General features: G+C 64.3%; 1 protein-coding gene. It reads right to left on the minus strand.

What is annotated here, in order from left to right; all coding sequences use genetic code 11:
• Positions 1-103: 103 nt before the first annotated feature.
• Complete coding sequence (locus O4220_RS22390; protein WP_269607688.1) at positions 104-21,898, minus strand: non-ribosomal peptide synthase/polyketide synthase; 21,795 nt, start codon at positions 21,896-21,898, stop codon at positions 104-106.
• Positions 21,899-21,908 lie beyond the last annotated feature (10 nt).

Here is a 21,908-nt window from a genome sequence, read left to right on the forward strand (position 1 = left end):
CATTGGTGATCACCACGCCCCCGTGGACAAGTCGACGTCGTACGGATTCATCGTCAGCGGAGCAGTGCGTGTTGCGTTCCGAACAGCCTATCGGTCCGCTCGGTCAGCCGATTGCAGGTAGCCGGTGTATCGGTACGCCGACGGACAGGTGGTCCGGGGCAGAGTCACCCAGCGCGACGACGACCGACTCCAGGTCCGTCAGATCATCCTGATCTCGCCCCTCCACGGCCGATATCTCCGCCCCGGTCAGGAAGGCGTGGGTGACCCATTCGGACACCACGACCTCGGCCGCGTCGGCTGCAGACGCTGCCTGATCCAGGACCAGCACAGCCCCGGCCGACGCCGCAACCACACCGGCGAGAACGGCGGTCTCCGTACCGAATACGGACGGAACACCCAGACGCGAGTCGTAACCGACGGCAAGACCGGTCACCGCGCCGTCCGCAAGCGCGGCCAGCGTGCCATGGTCCACCACCCGACCGTCGTCCGCCACGACGAGCGCAGGACTCTCGGGTGCCAGGACTGCCGTCCGGTCGCTGTAGGTCACCGGTCGTGAAGACCGAGCACCTACCGACCGAACGGTCTCCTCGAGCTGCAGTCCGACGACGGTCAGTGCCTCGGCCCACGGGGCGGCATCGACCGAATCGACGACGGCGATCGCCGCCCCGGTCCGAGCCACGGACTCGGCACTGTCCGCGAGGGTGAGGGCACCCCCGGATTTCGCCACGGCCCATCTGGCGACGATCGAGTCGACGGCATCCGACAGTGACACCGCAACCACCACTCCGGGCTCGACACCACGCGAGATCAGTTCTCGCGCAAGGCGTGAGGATCGTTCGTCGAGTTCGCGGTAGGTGGTCTCCACTCCGCCCAGCGACAACGCAGGCGCGTCCGGGTCCGTCTCGACCGACTCCGAGAACAACTGTGGCAGCGTCAGGTCCTTTCGGGCCGTCACCGGTGTCGATGCGTCAGCCGTGCGGCCTGCGAGAGCCGCCCGTTCGACCTCGTCGAGATCGTCGATGTCCCCTACGGGCACCGCAGGATCACGAGCGACGGCTGTTCCGATCCGGACGAAGCGATCGGCCAGTGACGCCACCGTCGCCTCGTCGAAGATATCGGCGGCGTAGACCCATTCGACGACCAGGTCACCGATTCCGTCCGAACCGTCACCAGGTCGGGTCTGCACGGTCACCTGCAGGTCGAACTTCGCCGTGGGCTCGAATCCCGCGACCGGTTCGACCACGAGGTTCGGTAGCTCGAACCGCGCATCACCGAGCGGTTCGACGGACAGAACCGTCTGGAACAGCGGCGTGTATCCGGCCGCTCTGTCCGGGGCTACGGCGTCGACCACTCGCTCGAACGGGACATCCGAGTTCTCGAAGGCCCGTAGATCGTTCGCGCGCAACCGTGCGACCAACTCCGAGAACGACGCCGATGGGTCGACGATCGTCCGCAGGGCCAACGTGTTGACGAACATGCCGACCAGCTCGTCGAGTTGCTCTTCACCGCGGCCTGCGATCGGTGTACCGATCGCGAAATCGCGTGCGCCCGACATTCGGGACAGCAGTACCCCGAGCACCGCATGTAGGACCATGAACAGTGTCGCGTTGCTCTCCCGCGCGAGCGCGACGAGCGCCGAGTGAGTGCTCTCGGCCAGTGTCGTCGAGACACTCCTGCCCCGCATCGTCATGGTCGGGGTCCGCATCCGGTCCCATGGCAGGTCGATAACGGGAGTGATACCGGACAGTTCGGCCTTCCAGAACGCCAACTGCGTGCTCACGATCGACGTCGGGTCGCTCTCCGAACCCAGAACCTGACGCTGCCATACCGCAAAATCGGCGTACTGCACGGACAATGGCGGCCGCTCGTCGCCGACGGACGCGTGCCGTGCCACGTACGCGGTCATGACGTCCGTCGCCAACGGCCGCATGGATGCACCGTCACCGGCGATGTGGTGCACCACGATGACGAGCACGTACCGATTCTCACCGAGCCTCAACAACGCGCCACGGACAGGCGGTGCCGTGGTGACGTCGAAACCGTCGTACACGAGTGTGCGGATGCGCGACGCCATGTCGGACTCACTCGTCACGTCGATCGGTTCGACGTTCAGTGCAGCGAAGTCCGAACCGAGGATGTCCTGGTACGGCGTTCCGTCCTCGCCCTCGGGATACCGAGTGCGAAGCGGCTCGTGACGCGCGATGGCCCGCTCGACCGCGTACTGCAGGGCCGCAATGTCGAGATCGCCGTCGAGCCGTAGCGCAAGAGGGATGTTGTACGCGCCGGACTCGGGGTCCAACCGGTTGATCACCCACATGCGTTGCTGGGCGAGCGACAACGGAAGCGGCTGGCCTCTGTCCACCGGTACGAGTGACGGACTCGAGGCCGAGTCCATCATGGATTCGATACGGGCAGAGAGGGATTCGACCGATGGTGCCTCGAACAGATCCCGAACGCCGACCCGCTTGCCCAGCGCCGAGCTGATCCTGGCGACGAGACGCGTTGCCACGAGCGAGTTTCCGCCGAGGGCGAAGAAGTCGTCGTCCAGACCGATCCGTTCGACACCGAGAACGTCCGCAAAGACATCGGACACCACTTCCTCGACCGGATTGCTCGGGGCTCGGAAGGGCCGCACCTCGATCTCGGGATCGGGAAGCGCTCTGCGGTCGAGCTTTCCGTTCGAGGTCAACGGAAGTGCCTCGAGCACCACGATCGCGTCGGGCACCATGTAACTTGTCAGGAACCGGCCGACGGACGACAGCATTTCCGCCGAATCGACGACGCGTCCCTGCTGCGGAACGACATAGGCAATCAGTCGTTCACCGAGCACGTCACTGTGGCGGACTTCGGCGACGACCTCGGCGATACCGTCGTCGCGGAACAACGCTGCTTCGACCTCTCCCAATTCGATCCTGAAGCCTCGCAGTTGTACCTGTGAGTCCTGTCGGCCCGCGTACTCGAGCGAACCTGACTCGTTCCACGCGGCGATGTCACCCGACCGGTACATACGACTACCGTCGGTGGCGTTGGGGTTCGCCACGAATCGGGTGGCGGTCAACCCCGGTCGACCGAGATACCCACGCGAGAGCTGTTCTCCCGCAACGTAGATCTCACCGGGAAGCCCCACCGGAGTGGGGCGGAGGCGCGTGTCGAGCGCAAAGACCGACAGCCCGGGCAGACCTCGACCGATGACGCTGGCGGCACCGTCGACCGCAGTCGACCGGTTCAGCAGTTGGAACGTCACATGCACTGTGGTCTCGGTGATTCCGTACATGTTGACCAGGCGGGGCGAGTCGTCGGCGTGCCGTTCGTACCAGCGCGTCAACTGCGCCGGGTTCAGCGCTTCACCGCCGAAGACCACATACCGCAGACTCGAGACGACCTGCTCGGACGCGGCGTCCGCAGAGATCAACTGGTAGAAAGCCGATGGTGTCTGACTCAGGACGGTGACACGCTCACGTTGGAGAAGTTCCACGAACGAGTCGGGACTGCGAGAGGTGAAGTAGTCGACGACGACCAACTTGCCACCACTGAGGAGCGGGCCCCACAGTTCCCACACCGAGAAGTCGAAGGCATAGGAGTGGAACATGGTCCATACATCCGTCGAATCGACGTCGAACTCGGTGGCTGCGTTCGCCATCAGCGTCGAGACATTACGATGAGTCACCGCAACGCCTTTCGGCCGCCCGGTGGATCCGGAGGTGTAGATCACGTACGCGATGTCGGCTGAGGAGAGGTGGCCCCTTCGCTCGTGATCGCGCAGCGGGGACGAGTCGTACTCCGCCGGATCGAGTCCATCGATCAGCACGACGTCGGACCGGCTCGACGCATTGTCCTCACCGGTCACGGCATCGACGTTCTCGGCATCGGAGACGATCATCGCGGGCCGGGCGTCACCCAGAATGTAGGCATTGCGTTCGGTGGGATTCGATACGTCGAGGGGCAGATACGCGGCACCCGACTTGAGGACCGCCAGGATCGCCACGACCATGTCGAGGGACCGTGGCAGCGCAACCGCCACCAGAACTTCCGGCCCGGCCCCACCTTCCAGGAGCCGCCGCGCCACCCGGTTCGCGCGCGCATCGAGCTCGGCGTAGGTGAGGGCATCCGACTCGAAGCTCACGGCAACGGCAGACGCGGTTCTACCCACCTGCGCCTCGAACGCATCGACCAGCGTGCCCTCGTCGACCCGAACACCGTCGGTGTTCCACTCCGTCAGCAGGCGTTGCTGTTCGGCCTCGTCCGTGATGGAGACATCGAGCACCGATGCGGTCGAGTCGGTCACGAACGACGCCAGAATGCGTTCCAGCCGCTCGAGTACAATGCCGATGAACGCAGGCTCGAACAGATCGCGGAAGTACTTGGCGGTCAGTGAGATTCGGTCCGTTGCCTCGACCAGAAGTGTCAGCGGGTAATGGGTGTTGTCATCCGATCGCACCCCGTCGACTCGAAGCCCGTCGATGGACTTCGCCTGTTCGGCAAGTCCGGCCTCGTCCACCGGATAGGACTCGAACACCGTCAGGGTGTCGAACAGAGTATTCAGCCCTGCTGTGCGCTGAATATCCACCAGACCGATGTGGTGGTGCTCGAGCAAGGCCGCCTGTTCACCCTGGATCCGCACGAGGAACGTCTCGACGGTGTCGGAGGGATCGATGCGTACCCGAACAGGAATGGTGTTGATGAACAGTCCGATCATGGACTCGACGCCGGCGAGCCCCGCAGGTCGACCCGACACGGTCGCACCGAACAGAACGTCGTCGCTGCCGGTCATCCGTGAAAGCAACAGACCGTAGGCCGCCTGTACGAGCGTGTTGACGGTGACACCGAGTCGACTGCCGAGCTCGACCAGTGCGGCTGTCGTCTCGACATCGAGATGCGCACGGGCCTCGGCCGAACGTGACGATATTTCCCGGCCGTGGTGCTGCGGAGCGATCAGCGTCGGCTCCTCGACCCCGTCGAGCGCGTCGGCCCAGGCCTGGTGCGAGATGGACTCGTCCTGCTGGTCCAGCCATGCGAGGAACGATCGGTACGGACGCACCCTCGGCATCGACGCGGTATCACTACGCACGGCGTAGAGGTAGAGCAACTCCTTCATCATCAGTGGCAGAGACCAGCCGTCGAGCAGCACGTGATGATTGGTCATCGCCAGCGTGTACGACGTCGGTGTGAGACGGATCAACAGGAACCGCAACAGTGGTGCGACGGCCACATCGAAGTGCCGTCGCTGATCCTCTGCGAGCGCATCGGCAACCACAGCGTCGCGTTCGGCCCCGTCGAGGTGGGTGACATCGAGTGTCGCCCAGGGCAATTCGACCTGTCGATGAACGATCTGCACCGACTCGCCGTCCGCCGTCGTCGCAAACGACGTCCGAAAATTATCATGCCGGTCCAGCAGTGCCCGCGCAGCGCTGTGCAAACGCTCACCGTCCACGTCACCGCCGAGTTCCAGCACCACCTGCATGGTGTAGACGTCGATGGACGCGTCGGCGAACAGCGCATGGAACAGCAGACCCTGCTGCAGCGGCGAGAGGGACCAGACGTCGGTCACCGTCGGGTAGCGCCGCTCGAAACCCTCGATGTCGGACTGCGTCACGGACACCAATGGAAGGTCCGACGGGGTGAGGCCACCCGCCGCCGGGGTCGCGGCATGGGCAGCGAGCGAATTCAGAGCCTGCGCCCACAGCTGCGCCAGGCGCTCGACGGTCGTACTTTCGACCGCACCGCGGGGGAAGGCGAACGATGCACTGAGTTCGGCACCGTTCTCGGTATCGAGCACGATTGCATTGATATCGATCGTCTTGTTCGCCGCCATGTCGGCATCACCGCGCGCAGAGAGTTCGCCGCTGTCTGCGGTGGGTAGCCAGCCCAGTGATTTCACGTCCTCGGAGACCTCGCCGGTGCCGACCCTACCGAGATAGTTGAAGCTGATCTGCCCGGTTCCCAACTCCGCCAGTTCGACGGCGGTGTCCGCGTTGAGGTATCGCAGCATTCCCCACCCCATACCGCGGTCCGGCACCGAGAGCATCTGCTCCTTGACGGCCTTGACCGCAGCGCCGATCGCCGGTCCGCCGGCCAGAGCGTCGGCCACATCGATTCCGGTCAGGTCGAGTCGAGTCGGGAACAGACTGGTGAACCACCCGACCGTGCGTCCGAGGTCGGCACCGGGAACCACCGCTTCCTCGCGGCCGTGCCCTTCCAACTGAACCAACGTCATCGGTGCGACAAGACCCTGCTCCGCGCGCAACGCCGACACTGCGAGCGCCAGTGCGGCAAGCAGACCGTCGGCGACGCCACCGCGATAGATCTCCGGGACCGTGGTGAGCAGCGTTCGCGTCACCTCGGCCGTGAGCCCTGCATCGACGCGTTCGATCGTGTCGACCACGTCGATCGCAGGATCGAACGGACGATCACCCAGCAGCGGATCGGGAGTCTCCGCCACCTGGCGCCAACGCGGGAGCTCGGTCAGGCGCGCCTCGGTGACCGACTCGTCCCGCAGTGCATGCGTCCAGCGCCGCATCGACGTACCCACCGCGGGCAGCACAGGGGTTGCACCGCTGGATATCTGAGCCCACGCGGAGACGAGATCGGGTACCAGAATGCGCCACGAGACCCCGTCCGCGACGAGGTGGTGCGCAACGATCGACAAAGTTCCGGGTACACCGTCCCGGCGGTCGATCCAGACGAATGCAAGCATGCGCCCGGCATCTGGATCGAGAGAATCGACCGCCGTCTCGAATGTTTGTGCTGCGGTGTCGGTTTCACCAGCGAAGATCAGTCCGTCGACCTCGACGGTTCCGGGATCGGATACGTCGAGACCCCAGCCCCGATCGTCACGGACCAGCGTGGACCGCAGGATGTCGTGGTGATCGATCACTGCGCCGAGCGTCGCATCGATGCCCGCACGATCGATCCCGACGGGCAGTTCGAGGGTCACGGCCTGATGGAAACGGGACCACCCGCCGCCCCGCTGCGTCAGTGCTTCACCGAACGGTGGCAACGGCATCCAGCCGACTCCCCCGCCGTCCAGCTCCTCGAGCACCAGTGCGTCGGCACCCTCGCCGATCGTCACCGCAACCTCGGCGAGACCGGCCACGGTCTTGCGCTCGAAGACATCGCGGGGTCCGAACAGGATCCCGCGAGCTTTCGCGCGAGAGACGAGCTGGATCGAGACGATGCTGTCGCCACCGAGCGCGAAGAAAGAATCGTCGACGCCCACGGAATCGAGGCCGAGCACGTCGGCGAACACCTCGGCGATGAGGCGTTCGGTATCGCTGCTGGCAGTGCGGAACTCAGCAGAGCTACCGAACTGTGGATCCGGTAACGCTCGACGATCGAGCTTGCCGTTCGGCCCCAGCGGTAGCCCGTCGAGCACGATGAGATCTGCCGGAACCATGTACTCGGGAACCGCCGCGGCGACGGTTGCCGTGACAGCGCTCGCGTCGATGGTCGCTCCCGTAGCGGGAACCACGTAGCCGACGAGGATCTCGCCCGCGGACGGAGTCTGCCGAACGAGAACCACCGCCTGCCCGACGGCACTGTCCGAGGTCAGGGCTGCTTCGATCTCACCGAGCTCGATCCGCAATCCGCGCAGTTTGACCTGGAAGTCGGTGCGGCCGAGGTAGTCGAGTTCGCCGTTCGCGTTCCATCGAACCAGGTCACCGGTGCGGTACATCCGAGACCCGTTGCCACCGTAAGGGTTTGCAACGAACCGGTCGGCCGAGAGGTCCGGCCGACCCAGATATCCCCTGGCCAGCTGAACACCGGCCAGGTACAGCTCTCCCGGCACCCCGACGGGCACCGGTCGTAGCCGGGCGTCCAGTACCGTCACCCGGGTGTTCCAGACCGGAGCGCCGATGGGTACCGAATTGATGTCTGCCGCGGTGACCTCGTGATACGTGACGTCGACGGCGGCCTCCGTCGGACCGTAGAGGTTGTGCAACGACACTACCGGCAGCGTGCTGCGGAGCGAGGACGCAACCGACGCGGGTAGCGCCTCACCGGAGGCGAACAGCATTCGAAGCGAGGTGCACTCCGATACCCCATCGGCACCCGCGAAAACGGCCAGTAACGACGGCACGAAGTGCGCGACCGTCACTCCTCGACGCCGGATGACGTCGACGAGGTACGAGGGATCACGATGCCCGTCCGGCTTTGCGATGGCCAGCTCGGCCCCGATCTGCAACGGCCAGAACAACTCCCAGACAGAGACGTCGAACGTCACGGGAGTCTTCTGCAGCACCACGTCGGTGTCGCCCAGCAGATACTCCGACTGCATCCACACCAGTCGGTTGACAATTGCCTCGTGACTGACCGCTACACCCTTCGGCCTGCCGGTGGAACCGGAGGTGAAGATGACGTAGGCGGTATCGGACGGACGAAGTGCTGCAGTTCGCTCATCGTCGGTGACCGGTCCCGCCCCGAAATCGGCGATGTCCACCGTGTCGATGGAGATATGCGGAACGGACGCGTCGAGGGACTCGCTTCCGGTGGTCAACACCGCGACCGGAGCCGCGATGGCGAGTATGTAGCCGATCCGATCGGCCGGCTGATCCGGATCGATCGGGACGTACGCGCCGCCCGCGGTGATCACGGCGTAGATACCGACGAGCATATCGACGGAACGTCGCATCGCGACCGCCACCACTGTCTCCGGTCCGACGCCCTCGGCGATGAGCAGACGTGCCAGCGAGTTCACGCGGCGAGAGAAGTCCCCGTAGGTCACACTCTCGTCGGCGAAGCTCAGCGCCGTGCGATCCGGTACCGACGCCGCGCGCGCCTCGAACAGGGAGACCAGCGTCGACGCCGAGTCGACCTCGTGATCGGTAGCGTTCCACTCCTCGAGCACGCGTGTTCGTTCGCCCGTGTCGAGGATGTCCACGTCGCCGACGACCCGATGTGGATCACCGGTCAACGCATCGAGCACTCGAACGAATCTGCGGGCCAGACCGGCCATCGTCGACTCGTCGAACAAGTCTGTGGCGTAGTCGAACTGGACGTCGATACCGTCGGGCTTACCGGCGTCGTCGAACTGCTCCCACAGCGTGACCTGCAGATCGAACTTCGCCGTCGTGACACCGAGTTCGATGCCTTCGACGGTCAGTCCGGGCATCGTCAACGCCTGCTGCTCGAGGTTCTGGAACGTCAGCATGACCTGGAAGATGGGATGCCGTGACTGCGAACGTTCCGGTGCGAGCACGTCCACCAGTCGCTCGAACGGCACATCGGCGTTTCCGAACGCACCGAGGTCGGCCTCTCGCACGAGCGCGAGCTGCTCGCGCAGCGTCGTCCCGGCGTTCACAGATGTCCGCAGAGCGAGCGTGTTCACGAACATGCCGATCAGGTCGTCGAGGTTCGAGTCTCCTCGGCCGGCTACCGGAGTTCCGATCGTCACGTCGTCAACGCCTGCCATCGACGACAGCAGTATCGCCAGCGCGGTGTGCGTCACCATGAACACCGTCGCGTTGTTCTCCCGCGCAACCCGGCCGACGTCCGCATGAAGCGTGCTCGACAACGAGAAGTTGTACGCCCCACCGCGGTACGACGCGACCGCCGGACGCGGCCGATCGGTGGCGAGGTCGAGATGAGCGGGCGCTCCGGCGAGCACGGACTGCCAGTACGTCACTTGCTGCGCAAGCACCGATTCCGGATCGTGCTCGGTGCCGAGAACCTCACGCTGCCACAGCGTGTAGTCGGCGTACTGCACCGGCAACGGGGACCATTGCGGACTCTCGCCTGCTGTCCGGGCGGCGTAGGCGACCATGATGTCGCGGGTCAGCGGGCCCATGGAGAACCCGTCCGCAGCGATGTGATGGGCGACGAACGCAAGGACGTGTTCCGTCGTGGACACCTCGAGTATCCGAATGCGTACCGGGACCGCCCTCGTCACGTCGAAACCTTCGGACATGATGCCGCGCAGCGTATCCGAGACCTCGGACGCATCGACCTGCACGATCTCCGCTGCGATCCCGGAATCGGCGGGGCCGAGCACGAGCTGCCGTCCGTTGCCGTCCGACTCCGGATACACGGTGCGCAGAATCTCGTGCCGCGTCACCACGTCGGTCACTGCCGTCGCCAATGCGTCGACGTCGAGGGTTCCGGTCAGACGGATGGCGGCCGGGATGTTGTTCGCTGCCGACGCCGGGTCGAATTGACTGAGGAACCACATCCGCTGCTGCGCCATCGACAGAGGCAGCGACTCGGGGCGGCTACGCGGGGTCAGCGCGCGGCGCGCACCCGTTCCGACCTTCGACTCGACAGCTCGCGCCAACCCGAAGACCGTCGAGGACTCGAATATCGCCCGGACCGGAACCTGCGTATCGAGAGCCGCTCCGATCCGAGACACGACCTGGGTTGCGATCAAGGAATTACCGCCGAGCGCGAAGAAATCGTCATCCAAGCCGACACGGTCGATACCGAGCACGTCGGCGAACACGCCGGCGACCGCCTCCTCGACACTGTTGGTCGGCGCCCGGAACTCGGTTACCTCGAACTGAACCTGTGGCAACGCTTTTCGATCGAGCTTGCCATTGGCATTGAGCGGAAGTGCATCGAGTATCACGAAGGCCGACGGCACCATGTACGACGGGAGTCGGGTCGACAGTGCGTCTCGAAGCCCGTCGGCGTCGACGACGTCCGCCCCCGACGGAACTATGTAGGCCACCAGCCGATCTCCGAGCCGATCGTCCTTCGTTGCTACCACAGCGACGTCGCGAACCTCGTCGAGAGATGCCAGTGCCGTATCGATGTCACCGAGCTCGATGCGGAAACCGCGAATCTTCACTTGGAAGTCGGTGCGTCCGACATAGTCGAGTTCACCGTTCGGTGCCCACCTCACGAGGTCGCCGGTGCGGTACATCCGACCACCGACCACCGAGTGGGGGTTCGCGACGAACCGCTCGGCGGTCAGGTCCGTTCGGCCGAAGTAGCCCTCGGCGAGCTGAACGCCCGCGAGGTAGAGCTCGCCGGCGACTCCGGGCGGCACCGGTGCCAGTCGGGCGTCGAGAACATAGACCTGGGTGTTCCACTCGGGTGACCCGATCGACACCGAACCGACACTGGTTCCGGCGACCTCGTGGGACGTGACGGATACGGCTGCCTCGGTCGGACCGTACAGATTGTCCAGCCGCGCAACAGAACTGCGTCGTGCACGTTCCGCGGTGGCCACCGGAAGAGCCTCACCGATGGCGAGGATGCGTCGCAGACTCGGCGGCAACTCGCCTGCGGACGCGACGATCAGCGAGTCGAGCATGGACGGCACCGTGTGCAACGTCGTCACAGACTCGGTGCGCATCAGATCGACGAGGTAATCGGCGTCTCGGTGCCTGTCGGCCTCCGCGATGGCAATGGATCCACCGGAGATCGGTGCCACCCAGAACTCCCACACCGACAGATCGAAGGTCGCTGCGGTCTTGAGCAGCACCACGTCTTCGGAACCGATGCCGTAATGCTCACGCTGCCAGAGCATTTGATTGACGATTGCGCCGTGAGAGACGGCAACACCCTTGGGCTCACCGGTCGATCCCGACGTGAAGATCACGTACGCCGTATTGGCTGCGCGCAGCGGTGCGATGCGCTCGGCATTCGTCACCGGTGCGGCCGACACCTCAGTCGGAAGATCGCCGTCGACCAGGATGATCGGCACGTCGCCCGACGCCTCGAACGCGTCTCGGTGTGCACTCAGAATCACTAGCGGCGCAGCGGCCTCGAGGATGTGGTGCACGCGGTCCGAGGGTCGACTCGGGTCGATCGGTACATAGACACCACCGGCCTTGCTCACCGCATACATCGCGACGAGCAGCTCGACGGAGCGGGTCAGGGCCAGGGCCACAGGAACCTGCGGACCGACGCCCGCATCGATCAGGACGCGAGCCAGTCGGTTCACCCTCCCGTCGAACTCGCTGTAGGACAACGACTCTCCGGCCCAAGTGAGCACCACGGAGTCCGGGTGAGCCGCAACCTGGGCGTCGAACAACGAGACCAACGTCTGTTCGGTGTCGACGTCATGATCGGTGGCGTTCCACGTCCGCAGAATCTTCGTCCGCTCGGATTCGTCCAGCAGGTCCAGATCGCCGACCACGACACCGGACTCGGTCGCCACCGCGTCGAGTACCGAGACGAACCGTCGGACGAACTGCTCGATCGTCGATCGGTCGAAAAGATCGGTGGCGAAGCTGAATTCCGCATCGAGCACACCGGGCGTGCCATCCGCTTCGTACTTGTCCGACACCGACAACTGCAGATCGGTCTTCGCCAACGTGGATTCGGTCTCGACGGCACTGACCGTCAGACCGGGCAACTCGAAGGTGGAGTCTGCGAGGTTCTGGAAGGACAGCCCTACCTGGAACAGCGGGTTGCGTGCCGTCGAACGAACCGGGTTGAGCACCTCGACCAACCGCTCGAACGGGATGTCCGCATGTGCGAACGCAGCGAGGTCACGTTCACGCGACTGAGTCACCATTGCGTCGAATGTCATCGCCGGGTCGACTGTCGAGCGGAACACCAACGTGTTGACGAACATGCCGATCATCGGATCGAGCGCGCTCTCTCCACGACCCGCGATCGGAGATCCGATCGCGATGTCGTCCGTTCCTGCCATCCGGGACAGGAACACCGCAAAGGCAGAATGGACGACCATGAACAGCGTCGCGTTGTGTGACCGAGCGATATCGGCGAGCGCTCGATGGACCTCGGCGGAGACGGTGAAGCGCACGGCCTCACCGCGGAAACTCTGACTTGCCGGTCGCGGTCGGTCGGTAGGAAGTACCAGCTGATCCGGTAGGTCGGCCAGCGAACGCTTCCAGAACTCCACCTGTTGCGCTGCAACAGAACTGGGGTCCGAGTCCGAGCCCAGAACGGTCCGTTGCCACAGCGAGTAATCGACGTACTGGACCGGCAACGGTGCCCAGTCCGGCATCGATCCGGCAGCTCGCGCCGAGTAGGCGGTCATCACATCGACGGCCAACGGCCCCATGGAGGCTCCGTCGGAAGACACGTGATGGACGACGAAGGCCAGCACGTGTTCGGTCTCGCGAACCTGGAACAGTCGAGCGTCGACAGGCACGTCGGCAGTGACGTCGAACCCGCGGAGGAACAGCTCACCCACGGCGTCGACGATGTCCGCTTCGTCGACGGTTCTCGGATTCAGATCGAGACCGACATCCGACGGCGTCAGTACCTGCTGGTAGGGGCCCTGCGGCGAGTTCGGATAGCGAGTACGCAACGATTCGTGGCGAGCGAGTACGTCGAACACCGCTGCCTGCAAGGCAGACACGTCGAGCGTGCCGGACAGTCGCACCGCGAACGGGATGTTGTCCACCGCAGACGAGGTGTCGAACTGGTTGAGGAACCAGTACCGCTGCTGCGCGAGCGAGAGCGGCGGACGCTCGGGGCGAGATCCCGCCACCAGCGCGGCCCGACTGCCCGACCCCGCCACCGATTCCAGATGGACTGCCAGCGCGGCCACCGTCGAGTACTCGAACAGAACACGTACGGGGACCACCGTGTCGAGTGCGACTCCGAGCCGAGATACGACCTGGGTGGCGACGAGCGAATTTCCGCCGAGTGAGAAGAAGTCGTCGTCGAGTCCGGCACGATCGATGTTCAACACGTCCGCGAACACGCCTGCCACGATCTCTTCCACCGCAGTGGTCGGGGTTCGGAACTCACGAGCCTCGAACACCGGTTCCGGGAGTGCAGCGCGGTCGAGCTTGCCGACCGGGGTCAACGGCACCGCGTCGAGAACGATGATCGATGATGGAATCATGTACGCAGGCAACGACTTACCGAGGAACGACGTCAGCTCGTCGACGTCGACGGCAGCGCCGTGCGTCGGCAACACGTACGAGACCAACGTGGTGACACCCGACGGCAGCTCGTGACCGAGGGTCACTGCGAACTCGACGCCCGGGTCCGCAGTCAGAGCCGAGTCGATCTCACCGAGTTCGATTCGGAAGCCGCGGACCTTGACCTGGAAATCGGATCGGCCGACGAACTGCAACTGCAGATCATCCGTCCATCGGACCACGTCACCGGTGCGGTACATCCGACTGCCGTCGGTGCTGTACGGATTGGCCACGAACCGCTCGGCAGTCAGCGCCGGACGACCCAGATAGCCGCGGGCGAGTGCGCCTCCGGCGAGATAGAGCTCTCCCGCGACGCCCGTCGGAACCGGGTTGAGACGACTGTCGAGGATGAGCTCCGACATACCGTGGATCGCCCGACCGATCGTGACCGGCTCACCTGGAGTGAGCTCGGCGAAGCTGGAGATGATCGTCGTCTCCGTCGGCCCGTAACCGTTGAAGTATCGACGCCCGGGTGCCCATCGCGCGAGCAGATCTGGGGTGGTGACGTCACCGCCGACGGACACCACTTTCAACGAGTCGATACTGGTGGGATCCATCGTTCCGAGTACGGCCGGGGTGATGATCGTGTGGCTGACTCGTTCGGACTTCAGCAGTTCCGACAGTTCGGTGCCGCCGAGAACGTCTGCGGGGACGATCACCAAGGTTGCACCGACCGAGAACGCGGCCATCCATTCCAGCACCGACGGGTCGAAGTTCGGCGAGCAGATGTGCAGGAATTTCGAGGTCGACGACAGGTGATACAGATCGGTCGCCGCGTCCAGCACACCGCCGAGTCCGGCGTGGGTCACCACGACGCCCTTGGGCTTGCCGGTCGATCCGGATGTGTAGATCAGGTAGGCAGGATTCTGGAACGTCGACGGCCGCAACCGATCTGCGTCTACCACCGGATTCGTCGACCGAGTGCGAACATCGGCCACCACTGCATCGTCGTCGATACTCAGCCACTCGAGTTCGTCGGCTGCACCCGACACCGCGGACAGGTGGGCTCGCACGGTCAACCCGAGCACCGCGCGTGAATCCGAGACCATGTGCCCGATGCGGTCCTGCGGGTACGTCGGATCGATCGGCATGTGCGCCGCACCCGATTTCGCGACCGCCCAGACCGCGAGCACCATCTCGTAGGAACGCTGGAAACCAAGGGCCACAACCGCTTCCGGTCCAGCACCTCGCTCGATCAATACCCGTGCAAGCTGCGAGGACGTGGCGTCGAGTTCGGCATAGGACACCGATCGACCCCGGTACCTGATAGCGATCGCCTCAGGATCGAGCGCGGCACCTGCCGCGAAGATCTCGGCCATGGTGCCGCCCGCGAGCACGTCGTCACCATGTACATGAGTCAGACGGTCGTACTCGTCGTCGTAGAGGATCGGAAGATCTCCGACGGGGGACGAAGGGGCAGCCACTACCGCAGCCAGCAACCACCCGAACCGACGCGCAAAGGTGGACACGGTCTTCTCGTCGAAAAGATCACGCGCGTAGAGGAAGCTGGCGGACAGTCCGGCACCGTCGGCCTTCTCGTGCAGGGTCAGCGACAGATCGAACTTGGCAGTATCGACGTCGAAGTCGAGCCCCGACACGGTCAAGCCCGGCAAGGTGAACTCGCTCGGTGGAAGATTCTCCAAGGCGATCGCCACCTGGAACAGCGGATGACGTGCCGTCGAACGCTCCGGATCGAGTAGATCCACCAGCCGCTCGAACGGAATGTCCGAATGCCCGAAGGCGGCGAGGTCGACATCGCGAACATGACTCAACAGCTCGTCGAACCCTTGACCCGAATCGATCGTCGTCCGCAACACGAGGGTATTGACGAACATGCCGATCACGTCGTCCAATGCGGCGTCGCCGCGGCCGGCGACCGCCGTACCGATGGCTATGTCCTCCGACGTCGACATGCGTGCGAGGAACACCGCAAGAGCAGTGTGCAGCACCATGAACAGCGTCGAGTTGCTCGCGCGCGCGAGGTCACGCAGGCCGCTGTGCACATCGGCATCGATCTCGAACGAGAATCGGCCGCCCGCGTAGGACTGAACGGCAGGGCGGGCGCGATCCATCGGCAACGACAGCTCGGCGGGAAGGTCGGCCAACGTCTCGCGCCAGTACGACGCCTGCGCCGAGATCGGACTCTCGGGGTCGTCCTCCTCGCCCAGTGCCGACCGTTGCCACAGCGCAAAATCGATGTACTGCACATCGAGCGCGGTCCACGACGGATGCTCCCCCGCAGCGCGCGCGACGTAGGCCGTCATCACATCACGCGTCAACGGGCCCATCGACCAGCCGTCCGCACTGATGTGATGGACGACGAAGACCAACACGTACTCACCGTCGGACACGTGGAACAGCCGCGCGCGCAACGGTACTGCGGCGGTCACGTCGAACCCGGCGGAGGCGAACTCCACGACATCGGCCAGCACCCGGTCCGGCGACGACACGGCAGGCTCGAGATCCGGGACCACCGATTCTGTGGGCCGAACGACCTGATGACCGATTCCGTCGCTGCTCGGGTACACGGTCCGCAACGATTCGTGGCGCTCGAGAACATCCGAGACAGCCGCAGTCAGCGCTCCGATATCGAGCGCTCCGGACAGCCTGATCGCCACCGGAATATTGTTCACTGCCGATTCCGGCTCGAATCGATTGAGGAACCACATACGTTGCTGCGCAAGCGACAACGGAACGAGCTCCGGTCGCTCCTGTGGCACCAGAGGGTGCGAGATGCCGCTGCCGACGTGGCTGTCCACCCGCGCGGCCATTGCGGCCACCGAACTCGCCTCGAACAGTGTCCGAACCGCAACGGTGGTACCGAGTTCCGAACTCAGTCTCGACACCACCTGCGTCGCAACGAGGGAGTTGCCGCCGAGGGAGAAGAAATCGTCATCGACGCCCACCCGATCGATTCCGAGTACATCGCCGAACACCCTCGCGACGATCTCCTCGACCGGAGTGGACGGTGCGCGAAATGCCCGCGTGACGAACGTCGGTTCCGGCAACGCTCGCCGGTCCAATTTTCCGTTCTGTGTCAGTGGCAATTCCGCCAAGACGACGATGACGTCGGGAACCATGTAATCGGTCAGGAATCGCCCGACGAACGAAGACAATTGCTCGGGGTCGACATCGACGCCGCTGAAGGGAACAACGTAACCGATCAGTCGATCACCGAATCGATCGTCGTTGCGTACCTGGACCACCGCGCGCGATACCGCGTCGTGTCGCTCCAGAGCGGCCTCGACTTCGCCGAGTTCGATGCGAAATCCTCGCAGCTGCACTTGACTGTCGCTACGTCCGACGTACTCGAGATTCCCAGACGCAGTGAGTCGAGCGAGATCACCCGTTCGGTATATCCGCTTGCCTGCAGCACCGTATGGGTGTGCAACGAACCGCACCGCGCTCAGATCCGGTCGTTCGAGATACCCGAGCGCCAGCTGTTCTCCGGAGACATACATTTCACCGACGACTCCCGCCGGGACCGGACGTAGTCGCGAATCCAGCACGAACACGCCCAAACCTGGAATCGCATCGCCGACCCGGCTCGCAGTCGCCTCGCGTGCCGATTCGGCGTCGAGTCGGAGGAAAGACACGTGCACCGTGGTCTCGGTGATGCCGTACATGTTCACCAGTGTCGGAGCGTCCGAATGACGTTCGTACCACCGGCCGAGCTGTGCCAGGTCGAGGGCCTCCCCTCCAAAAATTACGTACCTCAAGTACTTTTCGTGAGCCAAGCCGGCTGTGCGGCCCTCCGCATCGATCAATTGATAGAAGGCCGATGGAGTTTGGTTCAGCACCGTGACGCGCTCACGAACCAGCAGTTCGAGCATCGCTTCGGGTGAACGCGACGTGAAGTAGTCGACGACGATCACGCGGCCACCCGACAACAGCGGTGCCCATAGTTCCCACACCGAGAAATCGAATGCGAAAGAGTGGAACATCGTCCAGACATCGGAACTGTCGAAACCGAAGAGTTCCTGTGTGTTGTCGAGCAGTTGCTCGACGTTTCGATGCGACACCCGCACGCCCTTCGGCGTACCGGTCGACCCGGAAGTGTAGATGACGTAGGCCGTGTTGTCGGCGTGCAGCGTGGCCAACCGCTCGTCGTCGGTGATCGGAGACGAGTCACGCTCACTGTGTGCAGAATCGTCGATCAGTACGACAGATGGCGACGACAGGTCGAAACCATCTCGAATCTCCGAGTTCGTCAGCAATACAGCAGGTTTCGCGTCCGACATGATGAACTCGAGCCGCTCGGCCGGGTACGACGTATCTATCGGGAGGTAACCCGCACCGGAGCTCAGAACCGCCAACAACGCCACGACCAATTCGGCAGACCTCGGTAGCGCCACCGCTACGAGGGATTCCGGTCCAGCACCGGCGGCGACGAGTTCACGGGCCAATGCATTTGCGCGAGAAGAAAGCTCCAGGTACGACAACGAACTATCACCGAAGGTCACGGCTACAGCGTTCGGGGCAGACCGTACCTGAGCTTCGAAGCGCCCACCGATGCTGGACGCAGGAACCGTAGATCCGGCCGGTCGAGTGCGGTCGAGGGCCCACGACCGCTCCTGGACGCCCAGAATCTCGATATTGCCCAGTGCCGTCGATGGCGCGTGTGTGATTGCAGCGAGCACCCGCAGGAACCGCTGCCCGAACAGCGCCATCGTCGACTCGTCGAACAGGTCGGCAGCGTAGGTCAGCGCCACCGTCAATCCGGACGGCCCCTCGGTCTTCGCAGCCGAATTCCACAGCGTCACCTGAAGATCGAACTTCGCAAGGTCGGCTTCGTAGTCGAGGGCCGCAACACGCAACCCAGGAATCTCCACGGACGACTGCTCGAGGTTCTGGAACGTCAACATCACCTGGAACAGCGGATGCCGCGACTGCGATCGGGCCGGCGACAACACGTCGACCAGTCTCTCGAACGGCACGTCGGCGTGCGCGAATGCCGCGAGGTCGACCTCGCGTACCTCGCGCAGGAAATCCTCGAACGACTGCCGCGGGTCGAACGGGGTACGCAACACCAACGTGTTCACGAACATGCCGATGACGTCGTCCAGCACGGCGTCGCCGCGTCCGGCTACCGGGGTACCGATTGTGATGTCTTCTGCTGCAGACAATTTGGCCAACAGCACAGACAGCGCGGCGTGGACCACCATGAACGTCGTTGCATTGTGCGCCTGCGCCACGGCGTCGAGCGCCGCGGCGAGATCGGCATCGATCTCGAATCTGTACGTACCGCCGCGGGTACTCGACACCGCAGGCCGCGGGCGGTCGGTGGGTAGGGCGAGCTGATCGGGAGCGTCACCCAACTGTGTGCGCCAGTAACTCTCCTGCGCCGAGATCACCGAGTCCGGATCGTCCTCGCTACCGAGAACCGCGCGCTGCCAGAGAGTGAAGTCCGCGTACTGCACCTCGAGTGGAGCCCACGCCGGAGCCTCGCCCGCGGTGCGCGCGAGATAGGCCGCCACCACGTCGCGGGTCAAGGGGCCCATCGAGAACCCATCGGCGGCAATGTGGTGGACGACGAAGGCCAGCACGTGCTCGGTGGCCGAGAGCTCCAAAAGCAGTGCACGCACGGGCAGTCGCGCCGACAGCTCGAACGGCCGGAGCGCAAACTCGAGCAACGTTGCAGGCACGTCCGCAGCGGACACCGCAGCCGTCTCCAGTTCCATTGTCTCGACGCCGGATTCGAGAACCTGCTGATAGCCGACACCCTCGTGATCGGGGTATACGGTCCGCAAGGATTCGTGTCTGTCCAGAAGGTCCGACACAGCCGCACGCAGTGCCGTCGTGTCGAGCTCACCCGAGAGGGTGATGGCAACCGGGATATTGTTGACAGCCGAATCGGGCTCGAAGCGGTTGAGGAACCACATGCGCTGCTGCGCGAGGGACAACGGAATTCGCTCGGGTCGCGGCTGCGCAACCAACGGAGCGCGTACCCCGGCACCGTCGGCCGCATCCACCAGAATCGCAAGCTCCGCCACGGTAGGCGCGTCGAAGAACGAGCGCACGTCCACGGTCACACCGCGCTCGGCGTTGACGCGAGCAATGACCCGGGTCGCGTTGAGCGAATTTCCGCCGAGCGTGAAGAAGTCGTCGTCTACGCCGATCCGATCCATTCCGAGAACTGTTCCGAAGATTGCGGCAAGGGCGATCTCGGTCTCGGTTTCCGGGGCCCGGTACTCGCGTACGAGAGATGAGAAATCGGGTGCGGGCAGAGCCCGTCGATCCAACTTGCCGCTGGAGTTCAGCGGGAATTCGTCGAGGACGACGAACAGGGACGGCACCATGTAATCCGGCATCCGGCGACGCACTGCATCGGCGAGTTCGGCGTGATCGATGCCGGCGTTCGTACCGACTACGTAGCCGACGAGATGCTCACCGAGCTGTGGCTGCGCCTCGTCCGAGTGCACCACCACCGCAGCTTGAGTCACCTCCGGCTCGGCCAGCAGAGCGGATTCGATCTCGCCGAGCTCGATGCGCAGGCCGCGCAGCTTGACCTGGAAGTCGGTTCGGCCGATGTATTCGATCAGTCCATCTGCTCGCCGGCGTACCAGGTCACCCGTGCGATACATGCGATCGCCCGGTTGCCCGTACGGGTCGGCAACGAAGCGGTCCGACGTGAGATCCGTTCGACCGAGATATCCGCGGGCCAACTGAACGCCCGCCAGATACAGTTCACCCTCGATACCGCGGGGCGATCGCCGCAGCGCCTCGTCGAGCACGTACAACTCGGTGTCGTCGACGGCTGCTCCGATGGGTACGGACGTCTCCTCGACACTGCCGGTCTCGTAATAGGTGACGTCGACGGCAGCCTCGGTCGGTCCGTACAGGTTGTGCAGTGCTGCGCCCGAGATGCGGTGAAACGCATTGACTGTGCGCGCAGGCAGTGCCTCGCCGGAGGCAAACACCATCCGAAGTGAATTCTGTTGTGCGGCAGCCGGCTCGGCAACGTACACGGACAGCATGGACGGCACGAAATGCGCTACCGTCACCGCGCGCTCGGTGATGATCCGGGACAAATAGGCCGGATCCCGGTGACCTTCCGGTTCCGCGATCACCAGAGTCGCGCCGATCTGCAACGGCCAGAAGAATTCCCACACCGACACGTCGAACGTGAAGGGCGTCTTCTGCAGCACCACGTCCTCGCCGGTCATCGAATAGGCACGCTGTCGCCAGGAGATGTTGGCGACGATCGCGCGATGAGACACCGCGACGCCCTTCGGTCGACCGGTGGAGCCCGAGGTGAAGATGACGTAGGCCAGGTCGTCCTGCGCCAGAACGCCGATGCGATCGGCGTCGGTAAGTCGTCCGTCAGCCCGTGCCGACACGTCCAGATCGTCGATCAGCACCGTCGATGTTCCATCAGGCAACTCGGGACGGTCCGCGGTGGTCGTCAGCACGAGGACGGGTCGCGCGATGTCCAGAACGTAACCGAGGCGGTCCACTGGATGATCGGGGTCGAGCGGCACGTATGCGCCTCCGGCCGCAGAAATGGCGTACATGCCGAGCAGTAGCTCGAACGAACGACGCACCGACAGTCCGACACGCGCGTCCGGGCCGACGCCGTTCGCCACCAGATGGCGCGCAAGCTGACCGACCTTCGAGGCGAACTGCGCATAGGTGAGGGCGTCGTCACCGAACATCAGAGCTACGGCGTCAGGCGTGCGTTCGGCTTGATCGGCAAAAAGCGAATACAGCGTGTCCGCGTCGGGCCGAGCCACATCGGACGCCGAATCGGTCTCCCCGAGAACCGACACGGCGTCCGAGACGAGCAGCGACACAACCGCATCGAGTCCGCCGTCGCTGGATTCGATAAGGCCGGGGACGGTGTTGGACAGCACCACCGGAATCAGGGCATCGGGTCCGAGAACGCCCCCCATCGCGGCATCGAGGGTGGTGATCTCGGCGTCGAGACGTGAATACGTCAGCTCGGTCGTGAGGTGCGTCAGAGCCACCCTGTCGGGATCCACCGCAGCCACGCTCCGAACCAACCGCGGCAGGTCCTCGATCGTCAGAGACTCATCGCCGCGACGTCCTACCGACATCTATCCATTC

The organism is Rhodococcus ruber (genome assembly GCF_027270735.1).
GTDB lineage: Bacteria > Actinomycetota > Actinomycetes > Mycobacteriales > Mycobacteriaceae > Rhodococcoides > Rhodococcoides rubrum_A.